At 69.3% G+C, this 19,632-nt stretch carries 20 protein-coding genes; 16 read left to right on the forward strand and 4 right to left on the reverse strand.

All coding sequences use genetic code 11. The annotated features are described in order from the left end of the window. Positions 1–189 precede the first annotated feature (189 nt). Entirely contained in the window at positions 190–609 is a 420-nt protein-coding gene (locus tag CIB93_RS32775; RefSeq protein WP_096632223.1) for a preprotein translocase subunit TatB, read from the reverse strand. A gap of 810 nt (positions 610–1,419) precedes the next feature. Here CIB93_RS32775 and CIB93_RS32780 point away from each other — a divergent pair. The 5 genes from CIB93_RS32780 (at position 1,420) to CIB93_RS32800 (ending at position 6,138) form a co-directional block, all read left to right on the forward strand. After that, entirely contained in the window at positions 1,420–3,093 is a 1,674-nt protein-coding gene (locus CIB93_RS32780) for an ISAzo13 family transposase (protein ID WP_257002467.1), read from the forward strand. A gap of 444 nt (positions 3,094–3,537) precedes the next feature. Continuing rightward, complete coding sequence (locus tag CIB93_RS32790; protein WP_096632226.1) at positions 3,538–4,095, forward strand: RNA polymerase sigma factor; 558 nt, start codon at positions 3,538–3,540, stop codon at positions 4,093–4,095. Between the two features lie 41 nt (positions 4,096–4,136). Further along, the gene (locus CIB93_RS32795; RefSeq protein ID WP_096632228.1) at positions 4,137–4,415 is read left to right on the forward strand and encodes an anti-sigma factor; all 279 of its coding nucleotides are present in this window, start codon (positions 4,137–4,139) and stop codon (positions 4,413–4,415) included. 4 nt (positions 4,416–4,419) lie between these two features. Then, entirely contained in the window at positions 4,420–4,560 is a 141-nt protein-coding gene (locus CIB93_RS38240) for a hypothetical protein (protein WP_179500325.1), read from the forward strand. Positions 4,561–5,607: 1,047 nt separating this feature from the next. After that, positions 5,608–6,138: a hypothetical protein gene (locus CIB93_RS32800; protein WP_096632229.1), complete on the forward strand. Its 531-nt coding sequence runs from the start codon at positions 5,608–5,610 to the stop codon at positions 6,136–6,138. On the opposite strand, the gene CIB93_RS32805 is transcribed toward CIB93_RS32800, so the two are convergent. Then, entirely contained in the window at positions 6,095–7,012 is a 918-nt protein-coding gene (locus CIB93_RS32805; RefSeq protein ID WP_373558827.1) for an IS5 family transposase, read from the reverse strand. The two genes, CIB93_RS32800 and CIB93_RS32805, sit on opposite strands and share 44 nt — an antisense overlap. Positions 7,013–7,324: 312 nt before the next feature. On the opposite strand from CIB93_RS32805, the gene CIB93_RS32810 reads away from it, so the two are divergent. From CIB93_RS32810 to CIB93_RS32820, 3 genes are read left to right on the forward strand one after another with little or no spacing between them, the layout of a single operon-like run. After that, positions 7,325–8,215, forward strand: coding sequence for a CPBP family intramembrane glutamic endopeptidase (locus CIB93_RS32810; protein ID WP_096632232.1), 891 nt, complete (start codon positions 7,325–7,327; stop codon positions 8,213–8,215). Further along, entirely contained in the window at positions 8,193–9,575 is a 1,383-nt protein-coding gene (locus CIB93_RS32815) for a sensor domain-containing protein (RefSeq protein ID WP_096632234.1), read from the forward strand. Before CIB93_RS32810 ends, CIB93_RS32815 begins: the two co-directional genes overlap by 23 nt. Further along, positions 9,539–10,183, forward strand: a complete 645-nt coding sequence (locus tag CIB93_RS32820) for a response regulator transcription factor (protein WP_096632236.1) — start codon at positions 9,539–9,541, stop codon at positions 10,181–10,183. The genes CIB93_RS32815 and CIB93_RS32820 overlap by 37 nt, the downstream gene beginning before the upstream one ends. A gap of 241 nt (positions 10,184–10,424) precedes the next feature. On the opposite strand, the gene CIB93_RS38245 is transcribed toward CIB93_RS32820, so the two are convergent. Further along, the gene (locus tag CIB93_RS38245; protein WP_218839812.1) at positions 10,425–10,616 is read right to left on the reverse strand and encodes a hypothetical protein; all 192 of its coding nucleotides are present in this window, start codon (positions 10,614–10,616) and stop codon (positions 10,425–10,427) included. A 679-nt stretch (positions 10,617–11,295) separates the two neighbouring features. On the opposite strand from CIB93_RS38245, the gene CIB93_RS32825 reads away from it, so the two are divergent. Beyond that, positions 11,296–11,697 carry a VOC family protein gene (locus tag CIB93_RS32825; RefSeq protein ID WP_096632237.1) on the forward strand — a complete coding sequence of 134 codons (402 nt, stop codon included), beginning with the start codon at positions 11,296–11,298 and terminating at the stop codon, positions 11,695–11,697. Between the two features lie 183 nt (positions 11,698–11,880). Continuing rightward, positions 11,881–12,021 (forward strand): hypothetical protein, encoded by a 141-nt coding sequence (locus tag CIB93_RS38250; protein ID WP_179500324.1) that lies wholly within the window; start codon positions 11,881–11,883, stop codon positions 12,019–12,021. Positions 12,022–12,088: 67 nt separating this feature from the next. Here CIB93_RS38250 and CIB93_RS32835 read toward each other — a convergent pair whose 3' ends face one another. Further along, a complete protein-coding gene (locus CIB93_RS32835; protein WP_096632241.1) occupies positions 12,089–13,492 on the reverse strand; it encodes a PLP-dependent aminotransferase family protein in 1,404 nt (467 codons plus the stop codon). Between the two features lie 279 nt (positions 13,493–13,771). On the opposite strand from CIB93_RS32835, the gene CIB93_RS32840 reads away from it, so the two are divergent. From CIB93_RS32840 to CIB93_RS32865, 6 genes are all read left to right on the forward strand, one after another. Then, a complete protein-coding gene (locus tag CIB93_RS32840) occupies positions 13,772–15,304 on the forward strand; it encodes an anthranilate synthase component I family protein (protein WP_257002468.1) in 1,533 nt (510 codons plus the stop codon). Then, complete coding sequence (locus CIB93_RS32845; protein WP_096632244.1) at positions 15,301–15,900, forward strand: aminodeoxychorismate/anthranilate synthase component II; 600 nt, start codon at positions 15,301–15,303, stop codon at positions 15,898–15,900. Before CIB93_RS32840 ends, CIB93_RS32845 begins: the two co-directional genes overlap by 4 nt. Before the next feature lie 53 nt (positions 15,901–15,953). Further along, positions 15,954–16,664: an SDR family NAD(P)-dependent oxidoreductase gene (locus CIB93_RS32850; protein WP_096632245.1), complete on the forward strand. Its 711-nt coding sequence runs from the start codon at positions 15,954–15,956 to the stop codon at positions 16,662–16,664. Positions 16,665–16,865: 201 nt separating this feature from the next. Next, on the forward strand, positions 16,866–18,287 hold the full coding sequence (locus CIB93_RS32855; protein WP_096632247.1) for a phenylacetate--CoA ligase family protein: 1,422 nt from the start codon (positions 16,866–16,868) through the stop codon (positions 18,285–18,287). Further along, a complete protein-coding gene (locus CIB93_RS32860) occupies positions 18,277–18,933 on the forward strand; it encodes a prephenate dehydratase (RefSeq protein WP_096632249.1) in 657 nt (218 codons plus the stop codon). The genes CIB93_RS32855 and CIB93_RS32860 overlap by 11 nt, the downstream gene beginning before the upstream one ends. Positions 18,934–19,170: 237 nt before the next feature. Beyond that, on the forward strand, positions 19,171–19,599 hold the full coding sequence (locus tag CIB93_RS32865) for a hypothetical protein (protein WP_218839813.1): 429 nt from the start codon (positions 19,171–19,173) through the stop codon (positions 19,597–19,599). Positions 19,600–19,632 lie beyond the last annotated feature (33 nt).

Consider the following 19,632-nt stretch of genomic DNA (forward strand, 5'->3'; position numbering starts at 1 on the left):
TCGCGTCCCGCTTGAACTCCTCGGTGTACCGCTTCGTGTACTTGCTTCCCACCTGGTGCTACTTCCTCTGGAACCTCAGGTCCCAGTCTCCAGGTGTCCACGATCAAGGGGAAGCTTCAAGTCACGTCCTGTGCCCGTTCCCCAACAGGTGGGGGAACGGGCACAGGAGAGGGGAATGAGGCTGACAGGTCAGACGCAGATGCTGCCGGCGCAGATGTTCACGTCGACCGGCAGGATCGCGATGCCGAACTTGGACAGGTAGGTGGTAACGGCGGTGCTCTCGAGGTTGAGAAGCTGGACTGTCACCGGCAGGTTCACGTTGTTGTCGGCGACGTTGACGAGGGCGACCTCGAGATCGTTGAGCTGAGTCCCGGACAGGACGTTGACGTCGCCGATGTTGACCGTCGTGCCGTTGAGAACGTTGTTCACGGTGATCAGGCCGGAGCAGTTCACCGTGTGGTTGGGACCGCCGCCCTGGTTGGAGCAGCTGTAGGGATGGGGCGTGGTCGCATTGCGGGTGGGCGCGGCGGATGCTGCGGGCGTGAAAGCGCCCACCGCCAGCGCGCCGGCGAGGGCGCAGCCTGCGGCCTTGCGAAGAATGCTGGACACAGTAGAACTCCCTTGTCTGGAAGCCGCCCGGCCTGATCGGGCAGTGACGGCTGGGACGGGGCCGGAGGGTTGGTACCGGACTCCCTGAAGCTGCGGTGCCCGACCATCCTCACCGCTTTGCTCCTGCCGCCCACAGAGCGTTTTCGGTCCACTCGGCCACCAGGAGCGCGCAGAAACGTCGTTGCCCCGCCCTACCTGCGGACTCGATTACCGAACTCGAGTTCACGCGGATCATTTGTACGGCGCATTCCACGCACCCTGCGGGCGCGGCCGATCTCCCCTTCCGGCAGGTCATACACTGCGTGCCATTAACCCCAGGGTGAAAGACGCAGAACAGCAGCTGCAAGCTCCTGCTGGTTCGACGTAGGGTTCGCGTGGCGTGAATTTCGGTCCGGAAATTCCCCTCAGGAAACAATCCTGCGATCAGATCCTCAACACCGCTGCGGTCCTGGCCACGCTCAACAACCCCGACGCTCCTGACAGCAGGGCCCCGGCCCGAAAGCTGCGGAACTCGGTCGCGGCCGCAGGGGTGGCGCCCCTCGAGAAGCAAGGTGAACTCGAGTATCGCGATGAAGATGACGCAACAGACGTCTGGCTTCGCGTGGCTAACGGCGTGCGGTGAACCGTCCGTCAGGGCGTTTGTCCATGGCGTCCTCGTGCGGAGCAGAGCCGAACGAGTACCCGGCTGGGATTCTTGACCTGGGCTGACACGACTACAGCGTTGAAACAGCGGCTGAGCGACGGGGCTGCCTTTAAGGGCTTGCCGGGAAACAAGTCGTGGCTTCCAGCTGTGGGGCTCATTGGTCTGGTATGGGGAGACCGGAGGGGATCGAGGCCGTTCTGGCGGCGAAGTTCCATGTGTTGTTGCCGCATCTGGATGAGCGTCAGCGTCGGCTGGCCATAGGGGCGGAAGCACTGTCGCTGGGGCATGGCGGCATCAGGATCGTCGCCGCTGCAGCCGGGGTCCGGGAGGCCACGGTCTCGCGTGGGGCAACTGAACTGGATTCCGGTCAGGCCCCGTTGGGGCGGGCGCGCCACCCCGGTGGAGGGCGGAAGAAGGCGGCCGAGCTGGACTCTGGGCTGCGGCCGGCACTGCTGGCGCTGGTCGAGCCCGATGAGCGGGGCGACCCGATGTCGCCGCTGCGCTGGACGACGAAGTCGACCCGGAAGCTGGCGGTGGAGCTCACCCGCCAGGGGCACCGGGTCTCCGCCGACACCGTCGCCGGCCTGCTGCGGGAGGAGGGCTTCAGTCTGCAGGCCAACGCCAAGACCATCGAAGGTGCCCAGCACTCCGACAGGGATGCCCAGTTCCGCTACCTCAACGAGCAGGCACGAGAGCACGGGGACGCCGGTGACCCGGTGATCAGCGTGGACAGCAAGAAGAAGGAACTGATCGGCGACTACAGGAACGCCGGGCACGAATGGCAGCCCGCAGGACAGCCCGTGAGGGTCAAGACCCACGACTTCCCCGGCCAGGCCGCCAAGGCGATTCCCTACGGAATCTACGACATGACGGCGAACACCGGCTGGGTCAGCATCGGCACTGATCACGACACGGCGGCGTTCGCCGTCGCCTCGATCCGCCGCTGGTGGCAGGCGGTCGGCCAACACGACTACCCCGGCGCCCGCCGGCTGCTGATCACCGCTGACGGTGGCGGCTCCAACGGCTACCGCACCCGGGGCTGGAAGACCCAGCTCGCCGATCTCGCCGCCGAGACCGGCCTTGAGATCACGGTGTGTCACCTGCCGCCCGGCACCTCGAAGTGGAACAAGATCGAGCACCGGCTGTTCTCCCACATCACCATGAACTGGCGAGGCAGGCCACTGACCAGCCACGAAGTCATGCTCCAGACCATCGCCGCGACCACCAGCCGCACCGGCCTCACCGTCCAGGCCGAACTCGACAGCGGTGAGTACCCCACCGGCATCCGCATCAGCGACGACGAGATCGCCGCCCTGCCCATCACCCGCCACCGCTTCCACGGCGACTGGAACTACACCCTCCACCCCCAGCGCCCGACGGACACGGCGACCACCACCAGCACACAGGACGAGGCCCTCGCGGACGGACCGGCCCGCCTCACGCGGCGTTCGCTACAGGACCCGGAACTGACCGGGATGACCCGTCGGCAGCTCAACGAACTCATCGACGTGCTGACTCCAGCGATGGAGATTCAACGCGAGCAAGTGCTCCGCACCCGCAGAGGCCACGAACGCCTGGTGGCCCCTGGCACAGGCGCCAAACCCAAGCTCACCTCAGCCGACCGGGTCCTGGCCACCGTGCGGAAACTCGCGACCATGGACCTCCTGGGCCAGCTCTTCAACACCACCGCAATGACCATCAGCCGCGCAGCGAAAGACGTCCGCCCACTCCTGGAAGCCCACGGAGTTCACATCCCAGCCTCGACCGCCCGCTTCCGCACACCGACTGACATCGCGAGATACCTCGACCTCGACAAAAACAAGATCAAACCGACGCGTTAATTCCCGGCAAGCCCTAAGCGCCTCACACGGGCCGACGCGAGGGAAGGGGGCGTCCGCTGGGGACTGTGCCGGAGCGACGCCTTGATCAGTCGCAGAAGCTGCAGACTCCCACTGCAGGCCCAGCAGCAGGCGACGTGGGCGGCCATCTGCATACGGTTCGCACCGGTGAGCTCCCCGTCGGCGTACGCCTCCACCTCGCCGCGCAGCCGCACATGCCGGACCCTCTCCCGGCACTCGGCCCACATTCGCCCTGGCCCAGGAACACGCTGCCTTGTCATGCAGCGGAAACCCCTCCAGTCGTACGCGGCATTCCAGCTTGCGCTGGGCTCCTCGCCCGGCCCCTTCGGTCCACAACGGCATCGGTGTGACCGAAGGACATAAGAAGAAGGAAGAAGATGGAATGCGGGTCCAGGCCGAAGGGGTTTCCGCCGTGTGGAAGACCAAGTGACAGCGCCACCGGATCCTGCGGACCCGCAGGGCCAGGCGTTCGCCGCCCATGTGCTGCCGGAGGTGGAGGTGCTGCTGCGGGTGGCGATGACGCTGACCGCGCAGCCGGCGGACGCCGAGGACCTCGTGCAGGACACCTTGCTGCGCGCCTACCGGGCCATCGACGGCTTCGACGGGAAACATCCGCGCGCGTGGCTGCTGACCATCATGCGGCAGGCGGAGATCAACCGGCACCGCCGTCGGCGTCCGCACCTCCTGGACGATCCGGACGCCGATCTGGACCGCCTCAGCTCCACGGGCCCGAGCGGATCGGCGGAAGAGATCGTGGTGGGTGAGGCGTTCGACGAGGTGGTGGACGAGGCCCTGGGCGCGCTGCCGGACAAACACCGCCAGGTGGTGCAGTTGGTGGACATCGACGGCCTCACCTATGCAGAGGCCGCGCACCTGCTGGACGTGCCCGAAGGCACCGTGATGAGCCGGCTGCACCGGGCGCGCAAACGGATACGGGCGCGACTGGCCACAGCAGGACTGGCACCGAAGCGAGGTGTGATGTGAACAAGCGTCCATGGTGGCGGCGTCCAGCGGCCGAGCGCCGAATGAACTGCCTGCAGGTCGCGCGAGTGCTGCAGTCCTACCTCGACGGCGAAACGAACGAGGTCACCGCGCGCCGGGTCGCCGCGCACCTGGAGGACTGCCGCCGCTGCGGCCTCGAAGCGTCCGTCTACCAAGAGATCCACGACGCTCTCGCGCGCCGGGCAGAGCCCGACAGCCAGGCGGTGGAGCGCTTGCACGCCTTCGGCGCGTCGCTCCTGAGCGATCCGCAGACCGGGGACGACGACGCCGAACACGGCACCACGCCCCCGTCAGGCGCCTAGCTCGATGACGCTGGACGCCCCGCTCGACCTCGGCCGCATCGGCACGGGCATCGGCCACCAGGCTGGGCAGCTCTGCACGGTGCATGCCGTGCCCGACCTACCTTCTAACCTGCCTCGGCTCCGGGTCCTGCTGGGGCATTTTTGAAAGCCCTCGTCCGAGCCGAGCGGCGGCCTCGGTCGCAGCCGTCGCGACGCCCGAAAGGAGGCGGCCACCTCCCCCTCTCGTGGCTGCTCCGCAGCCGCGAGTGGGCTTCCGAGTCGAGCAGCAGCGTGGCCACCGCGGCCCCACGCCCGTGATGCTGTCCCGACAGCGAACTGGGCATAGATGTGGAGTGACCCACTGGTGCCCATGCCAGCCGCACGATCGACCATCGTCTGAAGCGCGTGCGGCGGTTGTGGGACCCTTACAGGAGCGTTGGGAAGCGCACCGATCGGTAGCGGCCGCTCCACCCGCGCAAGCAGATGGTCGCTGACAGCCACACGGAGACGCGCTCCGGTGGACAGCCGGTGGACAGACGCCTTTGGACGAGCCAGTACGAGGCCGCACGGGGGAGGCTGCCGCACATGGTCTGATCAGGAAGAACGTCACCCAACAGCACCGCGTGGCACCACCCGGCACGATCGCTCTCGGTCTCGTAATGCGTAGGTCTCGGGTTCGAATCCCGAAGGCGGCTCAGTAAAGGCCCAGGACAGATAGCCTCTGACCTGGGTCTTTGTGCTTTTCTTGATCCATTCTCGGTGGTGACGTGTCCCGCTCGGGGCACCATGATCGCCACCGGTGGACAGGCGTGCAGCGGGCGTGCAAAGCGGTGGACAGGCGTGGGGAGGCCGACCGGCAACGGGGAGGCAACTTCAAGAGCGCATCTGCGGTCCACGGGCCGCGATCCCTTGTGAGCGCTCTTGGGGGGTTCCTATAAACCGACGTTGTCACCGCGCCGCCTGGTTGTCCCGTCGCATCGAACCGCGGCTTGTCGCACTGATCTGTGCGTTGAGCCTGCGGTACGAGGGGCGGGACAGGTTTGAGTGAGACGGTGTCCCGCTTTGGGGTGGCTCTTGTCTCGGTTCAGGTGGCTTGCCTCAGAAGCTGTTGTCTTTCCGGACGTGATCGACGCGTTTCCGCTGGTCGGGGATAGGAGTGGTGGTTCCGTGGGAGTGGTGGCCTGTCGGGTCGTCGTTCCCCGGGAGGTTGCGGATGCCGTCGGTTGTCGGACTGCTGGAACAGCACGAGCTCGCCGCTCGGCGTCGAGTTGACGGGCTGCGGGAGGAGGCCGACCGCATCCAGGCCGAGCTTGCCGCGGCCGAGCTGGAATGGCAGGAGTGGGCGATCGCCCGCAGGCGGGTCGACACGGTGCTGGCTCCGGACGACGGCGCCACCGTCGAGGCGGAGGTTATCCCGGATCCGCGGAATGCTGAGGTGCAGTCGACGCTGCGGGACGCGGCGAAGTCGCAGGTGCCGGTGTGGCGACAAGGGCTGGCCTGGTCGGCGCTGTCGGCCGACTACCAGCACATCCTCAAGACACTCGCGGACCGGGCCCGGCTCCATCAAGGGCCGCTGACCTGCCAGGAGATGGCCGCCATGTTCGGCATGGATGTGGTGCCGGCGCGGGTGGAGGCACTGCGGTCGAAAGCGAAACGCCTGGTCGCGCGCGGCTGGCTGGCCGAGCAGCAGCCGGGCCGGTTCACCCTCGCTGCGGGTGTGACCGGGCCAGGCGACGGGTCATGAGCCCGGTCATCGACCAGTAGACCATCGCCTCCGCGCTGGTGGTGCGCCGCTCGAAGTCGCGCACCAGACGGCGACTTCGCATCAGGTGGGCGAAGAGGCGCTCGACGATCCACCGCTTGGGCAGGACCACGAACCCCTTCTGGTCGTCGCTGCGTTTGACGATCGCCAGGACCAGGGCGAACGTGGCCAGGCAGTACTCGACGAGGCTGCCGGTGTAGCCGCCGTCGGCCCAGACCAGTCCGAGGCGGTGGTGGACGTCGGCGACCTGCCTGAGCAGGACCTTCGCGGCGGTGCGGTCGCCGACATCCGCGGCGGTGACCATCACGCCCAGCAGCAGGCCGAGGGTGTCGACCACGACGTGCCGCTTGCGGCCGTTGACGAGCTTGCCGCCGTCGAAGCCGCGGCTGTCCGCGCCGACGACGGCGTCCGCCTTGACGGACTGCGAATCGATCACCCCGGCGGTCGGCTGCGCGTCCCGTCCCAGCTCCTCGCGGACCCTCGCGCGCAACCGGTCGTGGAACTCCTTGACCAGCAAGTTGTCGCGCCAGCGGCGGAAGAATGCGTAAATGCGGTCCCACGGCGGAAAGTCGCCGGGCATAGCCCGCCACTTGATCCCGTTGTCCACGAGATACCGGATCGCATCGAGCATCGACCGGTGGCAATACGCCTCCGGCCGGCCGCCCCGGCCACGCATCCAGCCCGGCACCGGCAGCAGCGGCAGGACCCGGGCCCACTCCGCGTCCGTCATGTCCGTCGGATAGCGCGGCTGCCGCGTCCCGTTGTCGGCGGCGTTTCCGAACCGGTGAGCCAGACAGTCACACTCCCAGGTGACCGCGCTGGACTGCCCGGCCATCGGCACGTAAGACTGCTGCACCAGGGCCTCTTGCTGCTGCTCGGTGATTCGACACCAACGAGCTGTTCAGGAGGCCCTGTTCGCACGCGCCCCGCGCCCCGCGACCAACCGATCGGGACCCCCGTTCGACGCGCATCTCCCAAGATCGAAAAGACAACAGCTTCTCACCTCTCCTCAGCGCACCCGGCAGGCCACTCGGGCGATCCCGGGCTGGGGTGTACCCGGGTACACCCCAGCCCGGCATCCAGCTGCAATGGCTGCGACCTCGCGGACCGGCATCGTCGTGACGAGTCCACCGGACGAATCCACTCGACCTGACAAGGGGCATACGACATGCGGAGAGCCGTTGACGAGGCTGAGGAGAACGTGACGGGGCACAGCTCCCCGGGCAACGGCTCGACACGGCCAACTGCCGGACCAGCAGGCCGGATCCTCCCGAAGGCCGCCGTGTTCCTGACCGTCGCGTTCGTGGCCGCCGGCGTGCTGGGCGCGCTGCAGCCCACGACCCGCATCCCCGCCGAGGTGATCCAACTGACCCAGTTCGGCCCGGCGTTCGCCGTGGCGGTGGTCGCGCTCCGGCGGCCCGGATGGGCCCGGTCGCTGCCCGCCGTCCGAGCGGCGAAGGACAGCCGTGGCCGCGTCCTGTTGCTCGCCACCCCGCCACTGATCATCGCTCTCTGCGCAGCCGCGTACGGAGCCATCACCGGCGATGTGGGCTTCACCGGCCCAGGTTCCTTGCCGTACCCCTTCGTGCTGATCGCCGCGGCCCAGTTGCTCGGCGCGTGCGCCGAGGAGCTCGGCTGGCGCTGTTTCCTCCAGCCGCTGCTGCGCACCCGCTACAGCCCGTTGCTCGCCTCGGTCATCGTGGGGCTCGCGTGGGGCGTCTGGCATGTCCAGGTCCTGGCGCAACACCCGGCCTACGCGGGTGGGTTCCTGCTCGGCACGGTGTCCATGTCGGTGGTGCTGGGGATCGCCCTGGACAGGGAGCGAGGCATGGGCCCGGCCCGGCTGCTCCTCGCGGGCGGCTTCCATGCGCTGATCAACCTGGGCATGCTCCTGTTCATGGACGAGGAGTCCGGAGCCGTGCTGCCCATGGTGCTGTTCGGAGCCGCGTGCCTGGTGGCGGCAGTGCTGTGGGGCACAAGGCGAAGGCTACGATCCACGGGACCCACGACCGCATTCGTTGATCCGGCAGGCAGCCATGCCATCAGCCCGTCCCGGTGACCGGGCCACCGCTCAGCGGCTCATCTCCTGGAAGGCCAGGAGTGCCGCCCTCGGACAGTGCCAGCTGGCGAGTCTGCTCGCCCTGGCTCTGCCAGTCGTCGGCGCACTTGTCGTACTCGCCCTCCTGCTGCTCCCGGTCGGCATCGGCTTCTGGCTGCTGCCGCCCGCTGCTCGGGCACTGAGGGCCCTGTCGGACCGCTCCCGTCGGCGGGTCGGCCGGTGGACAGACGTCCGCATCAGCCCGCCTGAGCCTCTGGCCAGTTCCGGCGATGTGTTGGGTACACCTGCTCGAACGCGCGCGGTGCTCGCCGACGCAGGGTTCTGGCGCGATGTGGCCTGGGCCTGGCTGGAGCCGCTGACCGGCGGGCTGCTCGTCGCCGCCCCGCTCGCCCTGGTCGAGTACGGCGTGTTCGGAGCGCTGGTGCAGCCGTTCATATGGCAGCTCATCGACGACGGCAACTGGTACGCGTTCATCCCCGTCATCAGCACGACTACGATGCTCGCCGCGGCCACCCTCGGTCTGGGTTTCGTGGCCGCCGGAACACTCCTGGCCCCCGAGGTGTTGCGCCTGCACGCCCGTTGGAGCCGTCGGCTGCTGTCCGCGCCGCGCAGCACCGAACTCGCCCGGCGCGTCAACCGCCTCACCGCCACGCGGGCTGACGCACTGGATGCCCAGGCCTCCGAACTGCGGCGCATAGAACGAGATCTGCACGACGGCGCCCAGGCCAGCCTTGTTTCCCTTGGCCTGTCCCTGGACAGCGCCACCCGGCTCCTCGACACCGACCCGCAAGCCGCCCGCGCGCGGCTCCTTGAGGTGCGCGAGACCTCCGCACGGGCTCTTCAGGAACTGCGGGACCTCGTGCACGGCGTCCTTCCCCCCGTGCTCGCCGACCGGGGGCTCGGTGACGCCGTACGGTCGCTGGCGCTCGACAGCTTCCTCGACGTCCACGTCGATATCCGGCTGCCCGGTCCCGGACACTGCCTCCCCTCCCCGGTCGAGTCCGCCGCCTACTTCGCGGTCAGCGAGCTACTGGCGAACGCGACGAAGCACGCGGGGGCCAGCGAGATCCACATCGTGGTGGAACACACAGAGCACGCAGAACACACGCACCGCACTGAGCACGCAGAGCAAGCAGAGCAAGTAGAGCAAGCAGGCCGAAGAGGGACGCTGCGCATCACCGTCACCGACAACGGAACCGGGGGTGCCGACGCCTCTCAGGGGACCGGACTGCGCGGTGTCCGGCGCCGCTTGGATACGTTCGACGGCATCCTCGTCCTGCAGAGCCCGCAGGGCGGGCCGACCACCGTGACGATGGAGATTCCGTGCGCGTTGTCCTCGCCGAAGACCTCTTCCTGCTGAGGGACGGGCTGATGCGGACCCTTCGGGAACACGGCTGTGAGGTGGTCGCTGCCGTCGACAACGGTCCGTCCCTGCTCCGTGCGCTGATCCAGGGGCGTCCGGATGTTGCGATCGTCGACGTACGCCTGCCCCCGACCTTCACCGACGAGGGGCTACGGGCCGCGCTTGAGGCGCGTCGCGTCCACCCCGGCCTGCCTGTCCTCGTTCTGTCCCAGTACGTCGACCAGCTGTACGCCAACGAACTGTTGGCCGACGGTGAAGGAGCCGTCGGCTACCTCCTCAAGGACCGGGTCACTCACACCGAGCAGTTCATCGACGCGGTCCGCCAGGTCGCCGCAGGCGGTACGGCGATGGACCCGAAGGTCATCGCGAAGCTGCTGGCCCGCAGCGATGCCCGGGGCGGCACTCAGAGCCTGACTCCGCGCGAGCACGAGGTTCTTGAACTGATGGCCGCAGGCCGCTCCAACGCGGCCGTCGCCCACCGACTCCACATCAGCGAAAGCGCGGTGGCCAAACACACCGCGAGCATTTTCAGCAAGCTCGGCATCGCCCCGTCCGCAGACGACAACCGCCGTGTCCTGGCAGTCTTGGCACACCTCAAACGCTAGGGGCGCCTGTGTCCGTTTCAGCTTGACGCCTCGATCGGCGTGCCGCCTTGTCCAGCCTGTGCCACCGCGTCCGCTCACGCATCGCTCACGCAGCAGGCCGGCCGAACAGAATCCGCAGTCGGCGGCTCGGACATGCGCGGAGTTGGCCATCGGCCCTTCCTCCAGGCCGTGATCATCATGATCGAACGATCACGAACCGAGGGAGACCGGGCTCAATATCCACTCAGTGTGCCGAATCTGACTACAAACGCGGTCTTCGGATCCAGCGTTCAGGCAGCAGCGCCGCGATGGCGGCGACGCCGGCCGCTCCCGCCCCGGCCGAGACGAGTAACGACCAGTCCACCTGCGGATGGGCGATCGCTCCGGCTATGGCGCCGGTAATGGCGCCGAAACAGGCCGCGTCCGTCACGGCACGAATCCGGATTGATCCCACGGCTACTCCTCATTGAGCTGTCCGGTGGCCGGATCCGACGGGGCATTGCCGGATCCGGCCACCTGTGAGGCTCGGCGATGCGCTATCGCATTGCCCCTCGGAATGGGGGGGCATCAAGGGGCCGGGCCGGTGAGCCCACTCACGACACCCCCGATGGTCGCACCTTCGGGGGGATCCTCATGTGTGTGCTGCCGCAGTGGCTCCGCCAGCCGCGCCTCCCCGGAGGCCCGCTGTGTGTCGCTCAACGATGGTGTCCACGGCATCGAAAAACACGCTGCGGATGGACTCGGTGACGAGGTCCTGCGTGACGGAGTCGGTGTCCGGGGTGAAGCAGGTAGCCCCGCAAGGGCGACGGCAGCAAGCCGCAGAGCAAGTCGCACACCCACGGAACTGATGGCATTCGAGACCACAACTGAGACCGCCAACACTCGTGCCTCGGCACGCGTCCGTTGGCGGCTCGCCACAGCTCAGTACCACCGATCAGCGCGATGACGTGCCCGCAATCCGTGACGCACTCATGAGCCCGCGCCGCCTCTCACAGTTCGGCGACGGCCGGGCTGACGCTGGAGGTGATCCGGGGGCGACGCCGGTGGCGGTGAAGGATGTGGCGGGTAACTCGGTCCGCAGCTGCCCTTGTACCCCGGTCGCCCCTCACGAGGTCGCGTGGCAAGATCCTCGGATGCTGAAGCTCACCGATTTCATCATCGACTGTCCCGAGCCCATGGAGCTCGCGGCGTTCTACGCCGAGGTCACCGGCGAATCCGTCAAGCCCGACAGCGACGACAACTGGGCCGGCATCAAGTTCGGCAAGATCGAGCTCGCCTTCCAGCGCGTTGACGACTTCCGCGCCCCGAACTGGCCCGACGACGAGCACCCCAAGCAGTTCCACCTCGACTTCGAGGTCGACGAGTTCGAAGCCGAGGAACAGCGCCTCACCGCCCTCGGCGCCAGCCTCCGCAAGGACTTCGTCGGTGAGGAGGGCTACGGCTGGCGCGTCTATACCGACCCGGTCGGCCACCCCTTCTGCCTGTGCCGCAACAGGCGCGTGCAGTGGATCGACGGCGATCCCGTCTGGCTCTGAACAGAAGAAGGGCCCGTGACCAGCATTTACGCTGGTCACGGGCCCTTGCTCTCCGTGTCGCGGCGCCAGGATCCGAACCTGGAAAGGCCGAGCCGGCAGATTTACAGCGAGCTCCGTTCAATGCCTCCGACCTGCGGCGTTCCGCATTCCGCCTCAGGTGAGCCGTGGCAGGAGTGCGATGTCGTGTTCGCACGACCGGACGGCCGGCCGCTGGACCCGCGGCGGGACTACGAGGAGTTCAAGGAGCTGCTCGCGGAGGCCGGCATCGATCCGGCTCCACAGGGCCCCGAACAGGCCCGCACTGAGTGGATGTTGGAGCCGTAGGCCGCGTACCAGACCCGCCCGGCCCGCAGGCCGTCGGGGACGGCCGCGCCGAACCCTCCCACGACGGTCACGCGCCGCCCGCCTCCCGGTAGGCCGCTCCGAGCGCCACCAGGCTCCGGCCCAGGTCGGCGCAGTTCACCGAGGCGTAGCTGACCACGAGGGCCGGGGGGCGGGTGGTGTCCGCCAGGGTGTAGAAGCCGCCGCCGCGGACCAGGACCGAGCGGGCGCGGGCCGCGCGGACCAGGGCCTGTTCGTCCACGTGCGGCGGGAGCTGGAGATATGCCTGGAGGCCGCTGTCCCGGCCGAGGATGTGGGCGCCGGGCAGGTGGGCCGCGACATAGCGCCGGATGACTCCCCTGCGTTTGTGGAACTCCGTGCGCATCTTGCGCTGGTGACGGTCGAGGGCGCCGGTGTCCACGAACCGGGCGAGGGCGAGCTGTTCGATGCCGGAACAGCCGATGTCCCAGCCAGCCCTGACGTGCTCGACCGACGCCATCAGCTCCGAGGGGGCGGCCAGCCAGCCGAGGCGCAGGGCGGGAGCGAGGATCTTGCTCGCGCTGCCCGCGTAGACCACCCGCTCGGGGGCCAGGCTCTGGAGCGCGGGCACGCGGTCGGAGCGGTGCAGGAAGGCGCTGTCGAAGTCGTCCTCCAGGATGTAGCCGTCCACCCGGCGCGCCCAGTCGATGAGCCGTCGGCGGCGGGCCTCGCTGAGCCGGGAGCCGGTCGGGAAGTGGTTGGCGGGCGTCATGAGCACGGCGCGTACGCCGCTGCGCTCCAGGAGGTCCACGCGCAGTCCGTCCTTGTCGACCGGTATGCCCACCGGACGCAGCCCCGAGCTGGTGACGAACTCGCGCTCGCCCGGGTGCCCGGGGTCCTCCACGCCCAGCGCCCCGTGGCCCCGGTTGATGAGCACGTTGCAGATGAGGGCGAGGCCCTGGGCGAAGCCCGCGGTCAGCATGAGGTCCTCGGGGCGTGTCCGCACGCCCCGGACCCGCCCGAGGTAGCCGGTCAGGACGTGCCGGGTCAGCGGCACGCCGGACGGTGGCGCGTAGCTCAGCTCCTGGCGGCCCGCGTCGTTGACCACGGCGGTGACGCAGCGGATCCAGTCCTGGCGGGGGAAGGCCGCGATGTCCGAGGTGCCGGTGCGCAGGTCCCACATCGATCCGGCGGCGTCGCGGTCGCGGTCGGGCGACACGAGCGTGGGGACCGCCTGGGAAGTGGGCGGCTCCGCGATGGTGGTACCGGAGCCGCGCTTCGCCAGGAGGTACCCCTCGGCGGTGAGCTGCTCGTACGCCTCCACGACGATGCTGCGGGAGACCCCGAGATCCTGGGCCAACTGGCGCGTCGAGGGGATGCGGGTGCCAGGGCGCAGGGTGCCGTTCTCCACCGAACGGCGGAGTGAGTCACGTACCTGTACGGCCAGCGGGAGCCGCGACGTCCGGTCCAGGGGGAGTGCGAGCTGCCACGACAAGTGGTCTTCTCTCTGACGGTCGAAGTGGTATGGCCAGGCATTCTGACATCTGATGAAGTCGTTCCGCACACAACATTCGCCGCTCCGGGGGGAACTGGGGCGGTCAGTGGTGGCACGGGGGGACCGGTGCGAGCCGGTCATGCGGGACATGCGACATCCAGCCCGACCGCTCGCTGCGCACGTAAGCGTTGCATCCTCCGAGCCCCGATGGTCCGTCGGACCAGAAAGGCTCTTGCTGTGTCTTTGTTGTCAGAATTGACCGTGCCCGGATCCGGCGGTGTGCCGGATCCAGAGCGGCGGGCCGGGGAGCCCGCGCATGCGGGGGGCGTACGGGTCCGGGTGATCTCCACCGAGCTGCCCGCCACCGATCCGCTCCGGCTGTACGAGGCCCTGCTCCGTACCCGTGAGCAGGACGACGCCTATCTCTTCGAGAGTCTGGACGGGCCCGACCAGGACCGGCACTACGCCGCCGTGGGCTATGGACGCCTCGCGGAGCTGCGCGTCCACGCCGACCGGGTCGAGTTCGAGGCGGCCGGGGAGCTGGGTGTGGCGCTGGCCTCGGCTCTCACCAGGGCCGTCGGCGCCGTGCGAAGTGAGCACGGCGACCTGCGGCAGTGGGCGGCGCGGGGTTCCGAGGACGTGTGGCGCATGCTGCGCGCGCTGCAGGGCGCCTTCGTGCTGGACACCGAGGTGCCCACCGGCACCTTCGCCTTCGGCTTCCTGACCACGCTGTCGTACGAGGCGGCCTGGCTCATGGAGGAGCTACCCGAGCAGTGGGCGGCGGCAGATCAGCCGCGCTGCACGCTCACTCTGTTCCGCAGCACGGTCTGGTACGACGTGCGTACTGGCAGGGCCGTCCATCTGACCGCGCACGGCGCGCAGTTGCCCCCAGACACCGGACGCCCGCTGTGGGAGGCGCTGACCGAGGTGGCGGGCGAGGAGCCGGTGGCCGCCCCGGTGCCCGAGGCGCCCGCGCCCCTGTTCGTGCGGGACAGCGTGGACCGGGAGACGTTTCTCGCGCGCGCCGAGCGGTGCCTCGGCCACATCGGCGTGGGCGACAGCTATCAGATCCAGATCGGCCACCGCATCGACGTCGGTACGGAGCTGACGCCGCTCCAGGTCTATCAGCGGCTGCGGCACCGCAACCCGTCGCCGTACATGTACCTGGTGCCGTGGGCGGGCCGGACGGTGATCGGCGCGAGCCCCGAGTTGTTCGTGCGCGTGCAGGACGGCGACATCTCCATGCGGCCCATCGCTGGCACCGCGCCGCGCGCCGCCGATCCGGCCGAGGACGCCCGTCTGGTGGCCGGGCTGCGGAAGAGCGCCAAGGAGCAGGCCGAGCACGTGATGCTCGTCGACCTGTGCCGCAACGACATCGGCCGGGTCTGCGTGCCCGGCACCCTGAGCGTGGACTCGATGATGGAGGTCGAGCCCTTCGCCTACGTCCACCACCTGGTCTCGACCGTGTCGGGCCGGGTCAGGGAGGGTACGGACGTGTGGGCGTCGATCTGCGCGACGTTCCCCGCCGGGACCATGACCGGGGCGCCGAAACTGCGCGCCATGGAGATCATCAGCGAGATCGAGGAAAGCCCCAGGGGCATCTACGCCGGGGCGCTCGGCCTGGTCGACGTGCGCGGTTTCACGGTGCTCGCGCTGTGCATCAGGACCGCCGTCCACGACGGGGAGCACTACAGTACGCAGGCGTCGGCCGGGGTGGTCGCCGACTCGGAGCCCGCCGCCGAGTGGCGCGAGACGCTGGCCAAGATGAGCGCCACCTACTGGGCGCTGACCGGAGAGGAACTGTTGAAGTGAGGGTCCTGCTGGTCGACGCGTTCGACAGCTTCAGCCACATCATCGACCAGTACCTCCGCACGCTGGGGGCCGAGACGGAGGTGGTGCGCTCCCGCACCCGTACCGTCGGCGAACTGGTCGGCTCGGCGCCCGACGCTGTGGTCCTGGGCCCCGGCCCCGGGCATCCGGCCGACTCCGGCCACGTCGAGCTGGTGCACGCCTTCGCCGGGCGGGTGCCGCTGCTCGGCGTCTGCCTGGGCCACCAGGCGATCGGCCTGGCGTACGGGGCCGAGATCACCGTCGCCAGGCATCTGATGCACGGCAAGACGAGCCCGGTCGAGCACGACGGACGCGGGGTGTTCGCGGGCGCCGTGACGCCGCTGGACGTCACCAGGTACCACTCACTGATCGTCTCGCAGCCGCCGCCGGAGCTGGCGGTTACCGCGACCTCGCTCGACGACGGCTATGTCATGGGGCTGCGGCACCGGACGCTCGCCGTCGAAGGGGTGCAGTTCCACCCGGAGAGCGTGACGACCCACGACGGTCTTCGGCTCTTCGAGAACTTCCTGGCGGGGGCCCGCGACGTGCGCCCCACGCCCGCGGTGCCCGCCCGCTGACCGGGCGGCACGACACGGGGAGGGGGCAGCAGGGCATGAATTCGGGGGATGAAATGCAGCATCACGAGGAGCCGTTGGCGGTGGTGACCGGTGCCGCGGGAGGCATCGGCCGGGCCATCACGGCGGAACTGGCGAGAACCGGGCACCGCGTGCTCGCCGTCGACGTCACCGACGACGCCGACCCGGCCGCGCACGCGACGCTCACCGCCGACCTCGGTGCGCCGGAAGCGGCCGAGGAGGTGTTCAGGGGGATCGAGGACCGGTACGGACTGCCCGGGGTCCTGATCAACAACGCGGGGATCTACGAGGCCAGGGACTTCCTGGACTACGACGCGGCGAGCTACCGCCGGGTCTTCGACGTCAACGCCGGTGCCGCCTTCTTCTGCACCCAGTCGCTGACCCGCCGCCTCATCGCCGCCGGGCATCCGGGCAGCATCGTCAACGTCGCCTCCATCAGCGGTCAGAGCGGCAGCCCCGACGCGGCGTACGGCGCGTCCAAGGGCGCCGTGATCGCACTGACCCGCGGACTCGGGCAGTCGCTCGCCCCGCACCACATCCGCGTCAACGCCGTCGCGCCCGGCCTGATCGACACCCCGATGGCGGCCCGTATCCCGGCCGACCGGGTGGCCGACTACCGCGCGCGCATCCCGCAGGGGCGGTTCGGCGTCCCGGCCGAGGTGGCCGCCGCCGTGTGCTGGCTCGCGGGTCCCGCAGCCGGATATGTCACCGGGAGCGTGCTCGACGTCAACGGCGGCCTGCACTGAGGCAGGCGGCACGGCACCACCGCCCGTAGCGGCACCCTGCCCGCAACGGCACGACCGCTGGGAGCGGCACCCCGGCCCACCACCACACCTTCACGCGCGTCCACGCGCCGGAGCGGCCGCACGCCGCTGCCTTCCGGCCTGCGCGCTCTTCCTTCCTTCCTTCCTTCCTTCCTTCCTTCCTCCCGAGAGGACCCATCGCCCATGTGGCTGCCCACGAACGGCCCCGCGGCCGACTTCACCGCCCGCTACCTCGCACTCCACCAGGCCTTCTACGCCCGCACGCTGAGCGAGCGCGACCTCGACGACTGGCGCGCCCGCCAGCTCCGTACCGTGCTCGAACAGGTCAGTACCGGCTCGCCGTTCTACGCGACTCTCCTGAAGGACGTCGACCTCGGCTCGGTCACGCCCGGCAATCTCGAGGCGCTGCCCTTCACTACCAAGGCCCAGTTGCGCGAGGAGATGCTCGACGTCCTCAGCAGGCCGCTCACCGACGCCCTCTTTTTCTACGAGACCACCGGCACCACCGGCGCGGCGACCCCTTGTCCCCGCGACGGGCGCGAGATCGTCGCGAGCAACGCCCACATCAGCGAGTCCTGGTCGTCCATCTTCCGGCACCACTTCGGCGACCATGCCCCCCGCATCGGCCTGATGGGCCCGACCGAGGTGCACTCCTTCGGCGACACGCTCGGGGACATCGCCCGCAACGTCGGCTCGCTCAACGCCAAGATCTGGCCCTACTCCCCGGTCATCGGCTTCCCCAAGGCCCTCCAGCTCATGAAGGACCTGGAGCTCGAGGTCGTCTGCTGCACCCCGGGCGTCGCCCTCACCCTCGCCAAGGCCGCCGAGTACTACGGCTACGACCTGCGCCGCGACTTCTCCGTGCAGCTGCTGCTCGTCACCGGCGAGATGTGCACCCCGGCGCTGGCGCACAACCTGGAGACGGTCTGGGGCGCCGACGTCTACAACATCCTGTACGGATCGCAGGAGGCCTTCGTCATGGCGACGGCCTGCCGTAACAAGCGCATGCACCTCTCGCAGACCAACTACCTCATCGAGGTGGTGGACCCCGAGACCGGCGAGTCCCACGGTCCGCGCGGCAGCGGCGAGCTGACCGTGACGATGCTGATCGACGGCGTGAAGCCGCTGGTCCGATACCGCACTGGGGACGCCGTGGTGATCGAGGAGCCGGACTGCGACTGCGAGATGCCGGGCGATCTCGTACGGATCGTCGGCCGCACCCTGGACCGCCTCGAACTGGGCGGCCGGCGCTTCACCGCCGGGCAGATCGAGACGGCCGTCATGACCGGGGTCACGGGGTCCGCCGGATACCAGGTGGTGATCGAGCGCGACGACGCGGGACAGGACCGGCTGACCGTCCGGCTCGAACTGCTCAAAGGTCTCGTCGAGGACGCCGCCGCGCTCGCCGATGCCGTACGGGCGCGGGCCGCCGAGGCGCTCGGGGTGCCCGTGACCGTCGAGCTCAGCGACGGGCTCGACCCCATCGTCAGCACCGGCGCCTTCGTGAGCTGGAAGGCCGCCCGCATCGTGGACCGGCGCAGCACGCCCGACCACGAGTCCCGGGTGGCCCGGAAGATGGCGGCGAACCGTGGCTATGAGCGCTGACGCCGTGGCCCTGCCCGGGCCGCTCACCGAGGAGTACACCGCACGCTGGAGCGAGCTGACCGGGCGCTGGGCCGCGCGGCCCGGCACCGTCCTCGGCACCCTCGGCCCGGACGGCACGTCGAGCCAGCTGGTCGCCGAGTTCCTCGCCCGGCAGCACGGTCTCTCCGTCGAGCTCTTCGCCACCTTCGACGAGGTGCTCGCCAGGATCGTGGCCCGCGAGGTCGACTTCGCCCTCGTCCCCAGCGCCTACCAGGGACTCACCCGCTTCCACTGGCACCGCGACCTGCGGCTCCAGGCCTTCTTCCCGCAGGCCACCCCGGAGTACGGGATCGCCGCGCCCGCGGGCCAGGAACCGCCGGCCGACGGCGAGGGTCCCGTCACGGTCGCCGCCATGTGGGAGGTCCGCCGCATCTACGCCGAGCTGGTACCCGCGGCGCTGGGCGACCGCGAGGTGCGCTGGGTCGACGCGGCGTCCACGCAGCACGCCGCCGAGATCGCGGCCGCGGGCGGCGCCCGGCTCGCGGTCACCAACGCCCCGGGGGTACGGGCCCACGGCCTGCGCTGGGTGGCCACCCGGCCGGGTGCGGAGATCCTCTGGACCCTCTTCGGGCACGCGGACGCAGCCGAGGTGCCCCTCACCGCCTAATGGGACTTGCCGGGTTGTAGGAACTTGGTGCCGTAGCCGCCGGCAGGTGAGCACGTACATCGCCTGAAGCACGTGAGTTCTGAGGTCAGACCGTGCCCCTGCTGGTCGGCCGGGAGGCCAGACCGCTGATGGGGTGGGGTGCCCGCCGAGTGGGGCGTGAGCACTGGATCCACTAGGCCGTGTGCCGTGTCTTCCGCAGACTGCGCGAGATGTGAAGTACCTGACCAGGAGAGTGTATTGCTACTGATCGGTGATGACTGGGCCGAGGACCACCACGACGTCGAGGTCCAGGACGCGACCGGCCGGAAGCCGGCCGCCGCGCGGCTGCCCGAGGGCGTGGACGGCGTCGCCAAGGCGCACAAGAGCTACGCCGGCACCAGCCCCATCACCCGAGCCTCCGGCAAGAGCCACAGCGTCCAGGCCCGCTTCGTGCGCAACAACCGGCTCGCCGACGCCCTGCGGACCCAGGTGTTCTCCGTCCTGCGGGCCTCACCCGGCACCCGCCGCTACTACGACAAGCAACGCGCCCGCGAGGCCGGCTACAACCCCGCCCTGCGCCAGCTCGGCAACCGCCTCGTCGGCATCCTCCACGGATGCCTCAAGACCCGCACCCTCTACGACGAAGCGACCGCCTGGCAGCACCACACCCACACCCCTGCCGCTTGACCTCGTACGACATGGGGTGTCTGACCGGCCGCG

Source organism: Streptomyces sp. WZ.A104, from assembly GCF_002382885.1.
In the GTDB taxonomy this organism is placed as follows: Bacteria; Actinomycetota; Actinomycetes; order Streptomycetales; family Streptomycetaceae; genus Streptomyces.

What these genes read in the sequence shown, in the direction of transcription:
- CIB93_RS32860 (WP_096632249.1), top strand. Translation starts at nt 18,277, where the DNA reads ATGAGCGCTGACGCCGTGGCCCTGCCCGGGCCGCTCACCGAGGAGTAC.
- CIB93_RS32815 (WP_096632234.1), top strand. Translation starts at nt 8,193, where the DNA reads ATGCCATCAGCCCGTCCCGGTGACCGGGCCACCGCTCAGCGGCTCATC.
- CIB93_RS32795 (WP_096632228.1), top strand. Translation starts at nt 4,137, where the DNA reads ATGAACTGCCTGCAGGTCGCGCGAGTGCTGCAGTCCTACCTCGACGGC.
- CIB93_RS32810 (WP_096632232.1), top strand. Translation starts at nt 7,325, where the DNA reads ATGCGGAGAGCCGTTGACGAGGCTGAGGAGAACGTGACGGGGCACAGC.
- CIB93_RS32850 (WP_096632245.1), top strand. Translation starts at nt 15,954, where the DNA reads ATGCAGCATCACGAGGAGCCGTTGGCGGTGGTGACCGGTGCCGCGGGA.
- CIB93_RS32780 (WP_257002467.1), top strand. Translation starts at nt 1,420, where the DNA reads ATGGGGAGACCGGAGGGGATCGAGGCCGTTCTGGCGGCGAAGTTCCAT.
- CIB93_RS32800 (WP_096632229.1), top strand. Translation starts at nt 5,608, where the DNA reads ATGCCGTCGGTTGTCGGACTGCTGGAACAGCACGAGCTCGCCGCTCGG.
- CIB93_RS38240 (WP_179500325.1), top strand. Translation starts at nt 4,420, where the DNA reads ATGACGCTGGACGCCCCGCTCGACCTCGGCCGCATCGGCACGGGCATC.
- CIB93_RS32825 (WP_096632237.1), top strand. Translation starts at nt 11,296, where the DNA reads ATGCTGAAGCTCACCGATTTCATCATCGACTGTCCCGAGCCCATGGAG.
- CIB93_RS32855 (WP_096632247.1), top strand. Translation starts at nt 16,866, where the DNA reads ATGTGGCTGCCCACGAACGGCCCCGCGGCCGACTTCACCGCCCGCTAC.